This window comes from Kaistella jeonii (genome assembly GCF_000812865.1).
In the GTDB taxonomy this organism is placed as follows: Bacteria; Bacteroidota; Bacteroidia; order Flavobacteriales; family Weeksellaceae; genus Kaistella; species Kaistella jeonii.
The window spans coordinates 106,798-120,767 of the sequence record NZ_JSYL01000001.1 but is presented as its reverse complement, the minus strand read 5'-3'; the positions used below and the strand labels follow the sequence as shown (position 1 = coordinate 120,767).

General features: G+C 36.2%; 13 protein-coding genes. 3 read left to right on the top strand and 10 right to left on the bottom strand.

The annotated features are described in order from the left end of the window. Positions 1–7: 7 nt before the first annotated feature. The 7 genes from OA86_RS00535 to OA86_RS00505 all read right to left on the bottom strand — a co-directional run bounded on the left by OA86_RS00535 (position 8) and on the right by OA86_RS00505 (position 7,646). A complete protein-coding gene (locus OA86_RS00535) occupies positions 8–1,603 on the bottom strand; it encodes a S8 family peptidase (protein WP_039347246.1) in 1,596 nt (531 codons plus the stop codon). Positions 1,604–1,615: 12 nt separating this feature from the next. Next, complete coding sequence (locus OA86_RS00530) at positions 1,616–2,491, bottom strand: caspase family protein (protein WP_039347243.1); 876 nt, start codon at positions 2,489–2,491, stop codon at positions 1,616–1,618. A gap of 577 nt (positions 2,492–3,068) precedes the next feature. Further along, a complete protein-coding gene (locus tag OA86_RS00525) occupies positions 3,069–4,502 on the bottom strand; it encodes a pyridoxal phosphate-dependent decarboxylase family protein (RefSeq protein ID WP_039347240.1) in 1,434 nt (477 codons plus the stop codon). Positions 4,503–4,545: 43 nt separating this feature from the next. After that, complete coding sequence (locus tag OA86_RS00520; RefSeq protein WP_039347237.1) at positions 4,546–4,983, bottom strand: carboxymuconolactone decarboxylase family protein; 438 nt, start codon at positions 4,981–4,983, stop codon at positions 4,546–4,548. Next, complete coding sequence (locus tag OA86_RS00515) at positions 4,968–5,537, bottom strand: hypothetical protein (RefSeq protein WP_039347234.1); 570 nt, start codon at positions 5,535–5,537, stop codon at positions 4,968–4,970. The genes OA86_RS00520 and OA86_RS00515 overlap by 16 nt, the downstream gene beginning before the upstream one ends. Positions 5,538–5,595: 58 nt before the next feature. Continuing rightward, on the bottom strand, positions 5,596–6,573 hold the full coding sequence (gene rlmF, locus OA86_RS00510; RefSeq protein ID WP_039347231.1) for a 23S rRNA (adenine(1618)-N(6))-methyltransferase RlmF: 978 nt from the start codon (positions 6,571–6,573) through the stop codon (positions 5,596–5,598). Positions 6,574–6,743: 170 nt separating this feature from the next. Continuing rightward, entirely contained in the window at positions 6,744–7,646 is a 903-nt protein-coding gene (locus OA86_RS00505; RefSeq protein ID WP_039347228.1) for a CorA family divalent cation transporter, read from the bottom strand. 92 nt (positions 7,647–7,738) lie between these two features. Here OA86_RS00505 and OA86_RS00500 point away from each other — a divergent pair, with 92 nt between their 5' ends. Next, positions 7,739–8,761: a 3-oxoacyl-ACP synthase III family protein gene (locus OA86_RS00500; protein WP_039347225.1), complete on the top strand. Its 1,023-nt coding sequence runs from the start codon at positions 7,739–7,741 to the stop codon at positions 8,759–8,761. Positions 8,762–8,791: 30 nt separating this feature from the next. Here OA86_RS00500 and OA86_RS00495 read toward each other — a convergent pair whose 3' ends face one another. Beyond that, a complete protein-coding gene (locus OA86_RS00495) occupies positions 8,792–8,980 on the bottom strand; it encodes a hypothetical protein (protein WP_039347222.1) in 189 nt (62 codons plus the stop codon). A 219-nt stretch (positions 8,981–9,199) separates the two neighbouring features. On the opposite strand from OA86_RS00495, the gene OA86_RS16205 reads away from it, so the two are divergent. Together OA86_RS16205 and OA86_RS16200 are read left to right on the top strand one after the other, a co-directional pair. Beyond that, positions 9,200–10,705, top strand: coding sequence for a PEP/pyruvate-binding domain-containing protein (locus OA86_RS16205; protein ID WP_311316311.1), 1,506 nt, complete (start codon positions 9,200–9,202; stop codon positions 10,703–10,705). A 96-nt stretch (positions 10,706–10,801) separates the two neighbouring features. Next, positions 10,802–11,950: a putative PEP-binding protein gene (locus OA86_RS16200; protein ID WP_311316310.1), complete on the top strand. Its 1,149-nt coding sequence runs from the start codon at positions 10,802–10,804 to the stop codon at positions 11,948–11,950. A 56-nt stretch (positions 11,951–12,006) separates the two neighbouring features. Here OA86_RS16200 and OA86_RS00485 read toward each other — a convergent pair whose 3' ends face one another. After that, on the bottom strand, positions 12,007–12,849 hold the full coding sequence (locus OA86_RS00485; protein WP_039347219.1) for an isoaspartyl peptidase/L-asparaginase: 843 nt from the start codon (positions 12,847–12,849) through the stop codon (positions 12,007–12,009). 96 nt (positions 12,850–12,945) lie between these two features. Next, entirely contained in the window at positions 12,946–13,833 is an 888-nt protein-coding gene (locus OA86_RS00480; RefSeq protein ID WP_039347216.1) for a cyanophycinase, read from the bottom strand. Positions 13,834–13,970 lie beyond the last annotated feature (137 nt).

Below are 13,970 nucleotides of genomic sequence, written 5' to 3'. Positions count from 1 at the left end.
TAAATCTTTATTCAGATCTCAAATATTCCTTCAATTTATCAGAAACCGTGTCAGATTTCAAAAGTTCCTGTCTCATTAATTCCCTGTCAGCATCGGTCCAGATATCCGTTTCTTCATAATCTAAAAATTTTTGAAGGTTAGGATTACTGTGCATTTGCTGCAGAATTTCGGCTTGAAACATCTCAGATCTCACGTCATCTGCTTCATTATCTCCTTTGAGTCTGAGAAGCAGTCCCAATAGATCCAATATTCCCCAAAGATTGACATTGGCTTCTTTTGCTTTTGTCAAATTTTCCCCTGAAGGGGGAATTACAAGGGCTTTATCAGCTTTTAAAATTCCTCTTCCTAAATATATTTTATACAAAGGATACGAATATCGTTCGGCAGAATTGAAGAGTGCATTTTTCACCATCTCAACTTTTCGCCATTTTTCACCTGGATATTTTTTTAAAATTTCATTGATCTCATCTCGATAATAAGTCAGCCAAATCGCAGCAGCGGCCGCAACTTGTGGCGTCGCAGAAGAAGTTCCACCACCATCCAAACGAAAATACTTTCCTTTATCATTCATGGTTGCCCAGATCACGTTCGGTGTATAAGCCGCTAAAGCGTGAGTCATTACGTCTTCTGGTCCAAAATTTCCCTGCATTGTTTCGCCGCCTTCTGATTTTTTTTGAAGTCGTGCTTCTAAAACATAAGGCAAATTATCACATGCAACACCGGTTGCTGCAATCACACGATCCCATCTTGCGGGATAAAGAACTCTTTTTGGCAGCGCTTGTTTTGGACCTTCAAACCAGGAATTACCGGCAGCGGTTACAATAGTGATTCCCGCTTCATAGGCTTTGTTGACCATATTTGCCCAGGCTTTTGAAGGCGCTCCTGCCATTGACATGCTGATCACTTCGCAACCTTCCGAAATAGCATATTCCAAAGCATCGACAAATGCTGAAGTTTGGATCAAAGCAACCGTTTCAGAAATTCTCATCGAAATAATTTCGGCGAAAGGTGCAGCTCCTACAAAACCTTCGTAGTTATTGTCGGTGTCGCTGTTTTTTACAGAATTTCCGGCCAGCAAAATCATAGTGGCGGTTCCGTGACCGTCCTGTTCCAGACTTTTTCCCGACGCAATATCAATCGCTTGTTTCCCTTCTTCTCCTTTGATGAAACTTTTGCTTTTTTCTTTATTCAAATTTTTTGGCAGGGCAGGATGATCTGGTTGAAATCCCGTATCAATGTGTCCTATTTTGATTTTCGGATCTGAGATTTTTTCCAGAAGTTTTCGATTTGCTTTTTTAAATTCGGAGAACTGATCATTAAGATGCCACACAAAACGGTCGGTTTGTACCTCAGGTTTTGGCCAGTTTTTCAGATAATCATCTTCGTTAAAACTTTCCAGCGCGGAAACAGCTTTATTCTGAAAGCTTCCGGGATCTTCTGCCGAGAAAATTTTGTTCTCTAAATTAGGTTCCACATATTCTGCATTTCCAGTAGATTTTATTTCGTCATCTAAATAATCGTGAGCGCTGTCCCAAGGTTTTTTGTCATCACCTTTGGTAATCAATTGTGGTATTACTTTCCCGTTTTTGTTTAGAATTTCCATTGTTTGTAGTTTTTAAATTTTGTTGCTGTAATTTTTGATGAAATCAAGTCTTTCCACAGAATCATCAATCATAAAATCTTCCAGATCATTTCTTAGAGGTTTATAATTACCATTGCGGCAGATGAAATAATCGGGGGACAGATGCTGAACCTCTGTGATGATCGGTCGTTGAATATGGTGAAATGGCAACACTCTTTTGGGAATTTCTTTGATGACGTAATACATTAGATCGACCACACTCACAAATTCATCAGCTGGTGATAATTTTCCATCAAAAACTTCGAGGCAAACCTTTGTGAAAAGGCTATTTTTCGAACCTGGTAAAATGACAGATTCTTCATTATCATCGCAGGCGGAAATAAAAACCTTTCCTTCACCGGAATTCAATTTTTCTAATAACGCGCGATTGGATGATTTGTCTTCAATCACCAGATCTTCCAACTCTGAAATGTTTTTTCGTTTCATTCCGTCTGCGTGACAGCAGTCGAGGAGGATGAGTAATTTATCAGCTTTAATCTTTTCTATTTTTTCCGAAAAAAGATCTCCATTGAGCATGGTCTCTTCTTTATTGGCTTTGTCGGCACCGGAAGTTTTCAAGTAATAATCTAATTTATCAGGATCGCTATCATTTGGAATCTGCAAACCATGTCCGGAATAATAGACCATAACCGTGGCTTTCTCAAGCTTTGACGTTTTGGAAATAATATTTTCCAGCGAATCGAGAACCTTTAGTTTTGTGGAATCTTCATTCACCAAAAATTCGATATTTTCCGGCGGATAACCTCCTTTTTCGGGATCACAAAGCAAGGTTTTAATTGCGGTGGCGTCTTCTGCAGTAGCGGCTAAATCTCCGCCAACACCAATAATGAGGGCAAAGAAATTTTCCATCGTGTTTTATTTAATCAATTTAAAGTCATTGAAAAACAGCGGTTTGTAAAAATCTCTTTGTGGGAAGTGGAATTTGTTTTCATGGCAATTTTTCATCAGTTTAATATCAAAATTAATAATAATATTCTGAACATAACAGTTTCAGACTAAAAAAGGGTGTTTTCCCCGTATCGGAAAAAATCATCGATTATGAAGTAGAAGTAATTTAAGTATTTACGGGAGTTACTATTATTTCTGCAAAAAGTGAATAAATAAAGCATCAACTAGTCAATAAACTAGGTAGAGGAATTACCGTCTATAAAGGCGAAAGCAGATTTCTCCCCGCAAAGTTTGATGTGAGTGCAGACTTAGATATTAACTACTTCGTTGTCAATTGATTAGAAATGCAGAAACTTAAAAATTTAATTTACGAGATCGATTCAGAAGCCTCCGTTTTTGTGAATTTGATTAAAGAAGCTTCGCGTGGAATTATTAAGAGTAGGGTGAAGGATTAGAAATCTTAGAAGGATAAATTTTTGAAAAAGCTATAGAAAAGTTTGTTTCAACGGAACTCAGAAACCATAATATTCTTTACCTATTATTTCTGCTTCAATTTTTCCAGACATCGTTTGATCATTTCTACTGCTTCATCTATCGTTTCCTTTTTTGTTCTGAAAGCTAAAATTGCAATTCTGATGACGAAACGTTGATCAATTATTGAAGAACTTAGAAAGACGGAACCATCTGCATGAATTTCATCCATTAAATCACGATTTTTTTCCTCTATATTTTCCTCAAAAGGATACCAAAAATAACTGATCGACAAATCCGGTTGTGGTCCTAAACAAAAACCAAGTTCTGCCAGTTGATTTCTAAAGTAATGAACTAATAATAGTTTTTCTTCCAGACAAGCCACGAAAGGTTCTTTCCCAAGCATTTGCAAAGGCAACCAAACGCGCAGTCCTCTAAAATGTTTGGTCAATTCTGGCGAAACATTAGCTGGACTTTTCAGCATTTCCTCATTCGCACCATCCTGCATATAATTCGCCGTATAATAATTGGAATGCAAAACTGCCTCGCTGTCTTTAATCAATACTGCACCAACTCCATACGGGAGAAATAATCCTTTATGAGGATCAATAATAAGAGAATCGGCTTTTTCGATTCCTTTGAAAAATTCTTTTTTGGAAGTCATGATAAAAAACCCGCCGTAAGCAGCATCAACATGAAACCACATTTTATATTTTTTGGTAAGATCTGCAATTTCATCTAAAGGATCGATCGTTCCTGTATCGGTAGTTCCAGCGGTAGCAACGACCATAAAAGGTTGAAGTCCGGCTGAAATATCTTTCTGAATCAATTCTTCTAAGGAATCAGTTTTAATTTTATGATTCTCATCAATGGCAATATAGCGAATTACGATATCTTCCAATCCAATAATTCTTAAGGCTTTCTGAGTCGAATGATGAACTTGCTCACTCAGATAAACCACATTTTTTTGAATGAATTCATTCTTCACTTTGTGTTGATCTCTTGCTGCAGTAAATGCAATCAGAGTAGAAATTGAACCGCCGGAAGACAAACACCCAACAGAATCATCTGGAAAAGAAAAGATATTTTTAAGCCAGTTGATCACTTCATTTTCAATAGTCGCTGCACCCGGCGAAGCATAATGTACACTTGCAAAAGGATTAGTAACCGCTGCGATAAAATCGGCAAGAGCCGCCGGAAAAACGCCACCTCCCGGGATATATCCTAAATGCTTTCCTGAAGCCGCGTTAATACCCGTTTCAACAACTTGTTTTTGATACAAATCGAGAAGTTCCTTCAATGGTCTTTTTTGATCCCTAATTTCTAATGACGTGGCTTCTTTCTCCTGAAAAGCTTTAACCGTATTAAGTCCTAAAATAAATTGATTTGCGTAATTGCTTACACTTTCTATCATTTCAAGTCTTTCAGATTCCGGTGTATCTAATTGTTGACTGGTTTTATTGAGATCACTTAATTTTAAGAGTAGGTCTTCGGTATCCACAATGAGAATTGTTTGATTTATACTTTAATATAAAATTAAATTTCTAATCTAAAGGCATTCTTGCAGTAATCGCGATTCTGTTCCAACCATTGATGGCGACTACGGCCATGATCACTGCAGCCAATTCATTCGGAGTTAAATAAGCTTCGGCATTCTTATAAACATCATCCGGAACATGACCATTTGTTATTAAAGTCATCGCTTCTGTTAATGCTAAGACGGCTCTTTCTTTTTCAGTGAAAAGTTCTGTTTCCCGCCATGCATTTAGCAAAAATAATCGTTGTGAAGTTTCACCCAATTTTACTGCATCTCGGGTATGCATATTAATGCAATATGCGCAACCGTTGATTTGTGAAGCTCTGGTTTTAATAAGTTCGTAAAGCATTTTATCTAAACCACTTTGCGCAAGATATTTTTCTAAGCCGATCATGGCTTCGTACGCTTTTGGATCTACTTTCGAAATATTTATTCTATTTTCCATAACTGAAGTTTATAATTGAATACCTTTTGAACAATCATTTTACAGATCTTTTCTGCGATTTCTTTCTTTTTGTAGAGATCGTGACCTTCACGCGCAAGAAAATTCATTTTAATCCCAAACTTTTCAAACCAATCCTTTTTAGGTTTGTAAGCATCTTCTTCACCATAAATTAATTCAATTTTTGCGAAAGGCTTTTGAGTTTCGTATCTCAATCTTGTGGAAGAGATGGCAAATAAATTTTGAATTTTGAGACCAGAATTACCAGCTTTCCATGCAATCAATCCACCGATGCTGAAACATAAAATTATTATATTTTCCTTTTCTTTTTCTAAAAGATTCTGAACGGCTTTTTCCATTCCACCATTAACAAATTGATGATGCAATTTTTCCTCTGAATATTTCTCTTTTGAAACATCACCTAGAACGCAACTGTCATAAAACTTTATCTCAAAATATCTTTCTAAAATAGAAGTATAATATTTAATCCAGTCCGATTTTTCTGCACCCCATAAATCAGAAAGTATGATTAACCTTTGTTTATTGCTTTCATTCATCGAAGTACGAATTTCAGTTTATTACCGTCAATTTCAATTCAAAATTTCTTTCTAAAAATTAATCAATCTTCTCCGCAGCTTTCCATTTCGTTTCGCGCCAGTCACTCTGTTCCTTTTTAGAAAGAAAAGACCAGGCAACGATTCGGCTCGATTTATTTCCCGTTCCGATTGGAATCGTTTTGATCTGTGTTGCTTCAACAAGTCCTAAAGCTTTGTAAACTCCTTTTAAATTAGATTCTTTAGAAACTAAAGTAGAAAACCAATAACAATTTTCTGCGAAATCTTTACTTTCATTAATCATATTGTGGATGAAAGTATGTTCGCCACCTTCACAAATTAGTTCTGCACTAATTCCCGCAAAATTAAGTTCGGGCGTTTTTACTTTTTTTCCGGTAAGATTTTTTACTTTTCTACGACTCGTTTTCTGAGCTTCTTCCGTTGAGGAATGAAAAGGCGGGTTGCAAATCGTTATATCAATTTTTTCATCTTCATTAATGATTCCTGCAAAAATAGATTTCGAACTTTCCTGCAATCTGAATTTAATTTTATCTTTCAAAGTTTCATTCGCATCTACAATTTTTTGCGCAGATTCGATTGACTCAGGATTGATATCAGATCCGATAAAATTCCAGCCATACTCGGTAACACCAATAATAGGGTAGATGCAATTTGCACCAACTCCAATATCGAGAACCGTTATTTGATCACCGTTTGGAAGCGTTCCAAAATTACTTTGAGTTAATAAATCTGCGATATAATGCAGATAATCTGCTCTTCCCGGAATTGGTGGACAAAGATTTTCATCTGGAAAATCCCAGTTTTCGATGCCATAATAATGTTTGAGCAAAGCTTTATTAAGCAATTTTACCGCCACTGGATTTGCAAAATCTACAGAATTTTCACCATATTTATTAGGTTTAATATGTTCAGAAAGTTCAGGAATCGCAATCACTAAAGCTTCTAGATCATATTTTTCTCTATTTTTATTTCGGATATGAAGTCTCGTTTTTTCTTGAATATTTTTTTCTGCTGACATCTTTTTAAAGTAATTTCTGTTAAGACTGCGAATTTACGGATTTTTTAAACGGAGAAAATAGTTGTTGAATTTTTTTAGCCAGGATTTCTACTAGAATCATATGATTATTAATGAAGTTTTAATAAAGAAATCTTTAAGAAAAGAATCGAATTAAAATCACCGCAAAAAAATTACCACCGTTTTTTTCTGACGAATAAAAAGGTTAGCAACACAATAAAACCCATTACTCCTAAAGTTAGAAAATATCCCATTGGCTGGTGAAGTTCGGGCATATTATCAAAATTCATCCCATAAATTCCAGCGATAAAAGTGACCGGAAAAAAGTACATAGAGTAGATCGCCAAAAATTTCATGACCTGATTGGCTTTTTGATCGCTCATGGCCAAAAACATCGAAATAAGACTGGTTACCTGTGCATTCAAATGTTCAAAATCGGTGATTACATCTTTATGTTTATCATTTAAATCGGTAATTTGTGCGTCGTCTAATTTTAAAAGTTTGAATTTATAAATCCAGTCTGCGGAGATATTTAAAATCCGTGCATTGAGACCAGATTTCCTTTTCAACTGATACAATCTTCGAATTTGGTTGGAATTGTTGGTATTTTTAAGAAAAATTTCATTCTCAATATTATCCATGGTTTCCATGAGATTCTTTGATTCATCATCAAAAGATTTCATGACTTTTAAAGCTAATTGCAAGGCGATAGTTTCTGCAGAAACATCAGAATTTTCAAGCTTTAAAATTTCTTTTTTATATTCATAAACGCTCCGATTTTTCATGCGGTGAACAGTAATAATAATATTGCTCAACAGAAAAACGCCCAACTTCGTCGAGATATCGCTAATCGTGTTCAGATTCGAACGTTCTAACTCCGTATTTTCTCGCATCAGAAAAAATTTAACGTTGTGGTCCTGTTCAAATTTCGGGAGGTGATTGGGATCTATGGTATCTTCTAAAAGAAGCATGTTGATCTCATATCGTTCGTGTAAGAAATTCAAATCTTCCTCTGTCGGAGCTTCTACATCGATCCATTCACAGTGGTCGTTTCGGTAAATAATTTCTATTGCCATTTCACAAATTTAATACTATTTTTAAGTAAAGATTAAACTTTTTTATTATGTTTCAAATATAATTTATCTTTGTCTTTAGTAAAAAAAAATTCATGATAAAAAGTATAATAAAAGGGATTGGTCATTATGTTCCCGAAAATGTGGTCACCAATGATGATCTGTCAAAACTCATGACCACAAACGATGAGTGGATTACAGAAAGAACCGGAATTAAGGAAAGGCATCATCGCAAAAATAGAAATGATTCCGACGAAACCACTTCTTATCTAGGTTTCAAAGCTTCAGAAAAAGCCTTGAAAATGGCTGGTTTAACCTCAAAAGATATCGACTTTATCGTTTTTGCAACGCTTTCACCAGATTACTATTTTCCTGGTTGTGGCGTTTTGTTGCAGGAAAAATTAGGTTGTGACACGATTGGTGCGTTGGATGTTAGAAATCAGTGTTCAGGATTTGTTTATGCGATGAGTGTTGCCAATGCTTTTATTAAAGCTGGTCAGTACAAAAATATTTTGGTGGTTGGAGCAGAAGTTCATTCTTTTGGTTTGGATTTTTCAGACGAAGGTCGTGGAGTTTCTGTAATCTTTGGAGATGGAGCCGGAGCAGTGATTTTATCCGCCTCAGAAGACGAAAAAGCTGGCGATATTTTGGCTTTCAATATGCATTCAGAAGGAAAACACGCAGAAGAGCTTTGTACAAAATTTCCAGGTTCTAAATTCGGTTGGAGTGATAGAATGCGACTGGAACCTGAAAATGTAACCAACGAAGAAGTTTATCCAATCATGAACGGAAATTTTGTTTTCAAACATGCGGTAACAAGATTTCCTGAAACCATGAATGAAGCTCTGAAATCTGCCGGCAAAACGGTTGATGATTTAGATATGTTTATTCCTCACCAAGCGAATTTACGAATTGCGCAGTTCGTCCAAAAGAAATTCAACTTACCTGATGAGAAAGTATTTAATAATATTCAGAAATACGGAAATACAACCGCAGCTTCAATTCCGATTGCTTTAAGCGAAGCGATTGAACAAGGAAAAATCAAAAGAGGCGATTTGGTTCTTCTTTCTGCTTTTGGAAGCGGATTCACATGGGGTTCAATCTTATTTGAATATTAATAAAAAATGCGTCAATCGACGCATTTTTTATTATTTCGTTTCTACTTTCATAGAATCTTTAACTTGTGCCGAATCGCTCATCGCGGCGTCTGGAACACCCGCATTTCGTTTTTCATCAACACTGTGATTCTCCTTATAATCCTCACGTTTTTCTTCTTTTTGAGCGCAACTCGCAAAACTTAAAGTTCCTAGGATCGCAAAAGCCAATACTTTTTTCATAATATAATTTTTTAATTGTGCAGAAGTAAAACAAAAATTATGCAACTCTTTTTTTTATCGGTGCAGGAAAGATAAATTTTATATTTTTTCATTGATTCACCATTTGAAATGACTTTGAGAAAAATTGATTTTTGTCACTCGTCACTTTCTTTTTAAGGCGTAAAATGGGCTACCTTTACTTGTACTTTAGAAATATAGAAATTAAAAAACCTAGATATTATGGAACTTAAAACTAAAAAAGATGCAAAATACATCTATTTCTTTGGTGGCGGAAAAGCTGACGGTAATGAATCAATGAAAAATCTTTTAGGCGGAAAAGGAGCAAACCTTGCTGAAATGGCAGGACATAAAAATCTAAAACTTCCTGTTCCACCCGGATTTACGGTAACTACAGAAGTTTGTACTTATTATTATGATCACAAAAAAACCTATCCGAAAAAATTAGAAAAAGAAATTAAAAAAGCCCTTTCCGAAGTTGAAAAACTGATGGGCAAAAAATTTGGAGATTTAAAAGATCCGCTCTTGATGTCAGTTCGTTCCGGTGCTAGAAAATCAATGCCAGGAATGATGGATACCGTTTTAAATATCGGTTTGAATGACGAAACAGTCAAAGGTCTCATAGAAAAATCCGGCGACGCGAGATTTGCTTACGACGCTTACCGAAGATTAGTCATGATGTATTCCGATGTGGTCATCGAAAAAGCTGGCGGAATGGAACCTGCAAAAGGTAAAGGAATCCGTAAACTCATGGATGAACGTTTAGAAGAACTTAAAAAAGAAAAAGGAGTTGAATTGGATACTGAACTTTCTGCAGATGATCTGAAAAAATTAGTAAAAGAATTTAAAGCCTTAACCAAAAAATATCTAAAAGTTGAATTCCCAGATAATCCGTGGGATCAATTAATGGGCGGGATTGGAGCGGTGTTCGCTTCGTGGAATGGAAAACGCGCCATCGAATATCGTAAAATTGAAAGAATTCCCGATGATTGGGGAACTGCCGTAAATGTTCAGGCGATGGTTTACGGAAATATGGGAGAAGGCTCTTGTACAGGAGTTGCCTTTACCAGAAATCCCGGAAATGGAGATCATTATTTTTACGGTGAATATTTGGTCAATGCGCAAGGAGAAGATGTTGTAGCTGGAATTAGAACTCCGTTACCAATTAATAATGAGTCCAAAAATGATCATTCAAAAGACTTAACAACTTTAGAAAAATTCATGCCTTCTCAGTTTAAAGAGTTGGATGAAATTCAGCAACGTTTAGAAAAACATTACAAAGACATGCAGGATATCGAGTTCACCATTGAAAAAGGAAAACTCTTTATGTTACAATGCAGAGTCGGAAAAAGAAACGGTGTTGCTGCCGTAAAAATGGCTGCAGATATGTACAAAGAAAAATTGATCGATGCAGATACCGCCGTAATGCGGGTAAATCCTAATCAGTTGATCGAATTACTACTTCCAATGATCGATCCGGAAGAAGAAAAGAAAAATAAACCGATTGCAAAAGGACTTCCTGCAGGTCCTGGTGGAGCCGTTGGAAAAGTAGTATTTTCTTCGGAAGAAGCAGTTGAATTAGGATTGAAAGGAGAAAAAGTTATTTTGGTTCGGGAAGAAACTTCGCCGGAAGATGTTGATGGAATGCACAAAGCTCAGGCAATTTTAACTACGAAAGGTGGAATGACTTCTCACGCAGCTTTGGTTGCAAGAGGTTGGGGAAAATGATGTATCGTAGGTTGTAACGACATTGAAATTTTTGAAAAAGAAAAATATTTTTTAACCAAAGATGGCAAAAAAATCTACGATGGAGAATGGTTAACGATGAACGGAACAACCGGGATGGCTTACGAAGGAGTTTTGCAACTTTCAAATACTGATTTAAATAAAAATGCTTCTTACAAAACCTTGATGACTTTCGTTGATAAAGCCAAAAGATTAGGCGTAAGAACTAACGCAGACACGCCGAAAGATGCACAACAAGCTGCTTATTTCGGTGCAGAAGGAATTGGATTATTCAGAACAGAGCACATGTTTTACGGGGAAGGAAGCGAGAAGCCTTTATTCCTACTGCGAAAAATGATCATGAGTACGACAGAAAAGGAGCGAAAATCTGCTTTGAATGAACTTTTCCAATTTGTAAAAAAAGACATTAAAGCAACTTTAGAAGTAATGGACGGAAAACCGGTTACGATTCGGTTGCTCGATCCACCATTACACGAATTTGTTCCGCACGATAAAGAAAAATTACAGGAATTAAGCAAAGAACTCGGTGTTAGAATGAGTGTTTTGAACCGCAGAATTCTTGCCCTTCACGAAAACAATCCTATGTTGGGACATCGTGGCGTTCGTTTGGGAGTTTCTTATCCGGAGATTACAGAAATGCAGGTTCGGGCAATTTTAGAAGCTGCTTCTGAATTAATACGAGATGGTAAAAAAGCCTTACCGGAAATTATGATTCCTGTCGTGGTGGGAAGACACGAACTTCGTCATCAGAAAGAAATTGTCGATCGCGTTTATCTGGAAGTTTGCGAAAAGATGAAAATGAAATCGATTCCTTATCTTTATGGAACAATGATTGAAACTCCAAGAGCTGCTTTAAAAGGCGATTCCATGGCAACTGTTGCAGATTTCTTTAGCTTCGGAACGAATGATCTAACGCAAATGTGTTTCGGATTTTCCCGAGATGATATCGGTGGATTTTTACCGAAATATTTAGACTTAAAACTTTTGCCGGAAGATCCTTTTGTATCCATCGATCAAAGTGGAGTGGGAGAATTAATCAGAATTGGCGTAGAAAAAGGCCGTTCTGTAAAACCTCATTTAAAAGTTGGAATTTGCGGTGAACACGGTGGTGATCCAGAATCCGTGAAATTCTGTCATCGACTCGGTTTGAATTATGTGAGTTGCTCTCCGTTTAGAGTTCCTATCTCAAGATTGGCTGCAGCTCAAGCTGCGATTGAAGAAAAATAATTTAGATCTGATTTTAAAATGAAACTGCCTCAATTTCTTAAGGCAGTTTTTATTTTTTAATTAAAAGTTTCAAAATCAGTTCCGTCATAACTGGCAAAAACCATGGTTGGATAAGAATCTTGATGGAAAATATTTCCGTCTTTATCAATGGAAATTGCACCGGCAAATCCGTCGATTTCTTTCAGTTCGCTAAATGTTTTTTCAAAAGCTTTTTCAATCGTCATTCCATCGGTCACACGAATTACAATTTTAGCTGCGGTGGCGTTGCTGACAATATCTTCACCAACTCCAGTGCAACTTACGCCGCAAAATTGATTGGCGAAATTCCCAGCAACCGTCGCAGAATCTGAAATTCTTCCAACGATCTCAAAACCTTTTCCACCGGTAGAAGTTCCGGCTGCTAATTTTCCGTTGGAATCTAAAGCAACACAACCAACCGTTCCTTTTCCACCATTTTTGACTTTCTCTTCAAATTCTTTTCTACGCTGCGGAATTTCAGTGGAGAAATCTTCGAAACCATTTTCTAATGCATATATTTTAGCGCCATTTCCACCTAAAACTCGGTCGTCTTCTTTCATTAAAACTTGTGCAACTTTAATTGGATTTTTTACATTTTCAATATTTATAACGCCAGCAAATTTCTGCGTGTCGCCATTCATCAAAGAAGCGCTCATCCGAATTTTCCCGTCGCTTTGAATTTGAGAACCGATTCCTGCATTATATAAAGAATCATTTTCTAACAAGGAAATAGCGTAAACAACAGTCGCATCTGCTGAATTTGTTTTTAAAAACTCGAACGCTTTTGCTGCGATTTTTTTTAAAGAATTTTGTTTCGCCGTTTTCACTTCGTGGCTTTGATCGCTTTCGGAGAAAAATCCGCCGTGGATGATGATTTTCATTAAATTTTATTTTTAAGGATGAGGTTTATTAAGCAACAATTCCAAAATACATTTTGAAACAGATAATTGATTTCAGATAAGTTTCAATTTTTTAGTCTAATGATCCTGTGGAATTGGATTGTACTGAGAATTAACAATAGTCAAATCTTTCGTTTTTAAATCATAAAAATCATTTTGCGATAAAACGTGTACGATCAAATTATCAATGGAAATAGGTTGACCAAGTTCAATATTGGTAAGATTTGTATCTTTAATAAAACGACCGTCAACTAAAATAACAAGTCCGGAACCGATCGCAGTCATGATTTCACCATCGATATAAAGTCCCGTATCTTCACCCAAACCAATTCCTAGTGTTCGCGGATTATTGACAACCGCCTGAAATAGTCTTCCAATTCTTCCGCGCTGTACAAAATGCGTATCAACGATCACATTTTCTATGAAACCTAAACCTTGCGTTGTTTTTATTTCTCCTTTTAATAAAGCTTCGCTGCTGGAACCTTGATAGATCATATTTTCAGAAGCAGCGGCAGCTCCGGCGGAAGTTCCGGCATAAATAAAATCCTGTTCCTGATATTTCAGTAAAATTGCATCATGAAATCGGGTACCGCCCAAAATTGAAGTCAGGCGAAGTTGATCTCCACCCGTAAACATCACCACATCTGCAGCATTTGCACGAGCAACAATCGCATCACTATTGGCTTGTTCTCTATTTTGAATATCTAAAATATTTACATGTTTTGAACCTAGAAATTCGAAAGCCTTCTTATATTCTGGACCAACAATTTGAGGAATTTGCGAGGCTGTCGTAATAATTTCGATGATAGAATCTTCCTTCAATCGGGATTCGTTGATGATCTTCCGTAGAATTCCTCGTTCAAAAAAGTTGAGGTTTCGTTCTACATTTTGGTCGTATTCGGTTTCTGCAAAGCTGCCTTTGTTTACAGCACCACCGATAATCATTAATTTTCCAATTGGTCTCATAGCTTGCAAATTTAGAAAAAATATTACTTTCTCCTTAAATACTTTATATAAATATGAAATCTTTTATCGGTATAGATTTGCTTCAATTTGAAAGTATTAATTATCATTTTCAAAAAAATATTTCAAATTATTAAGCA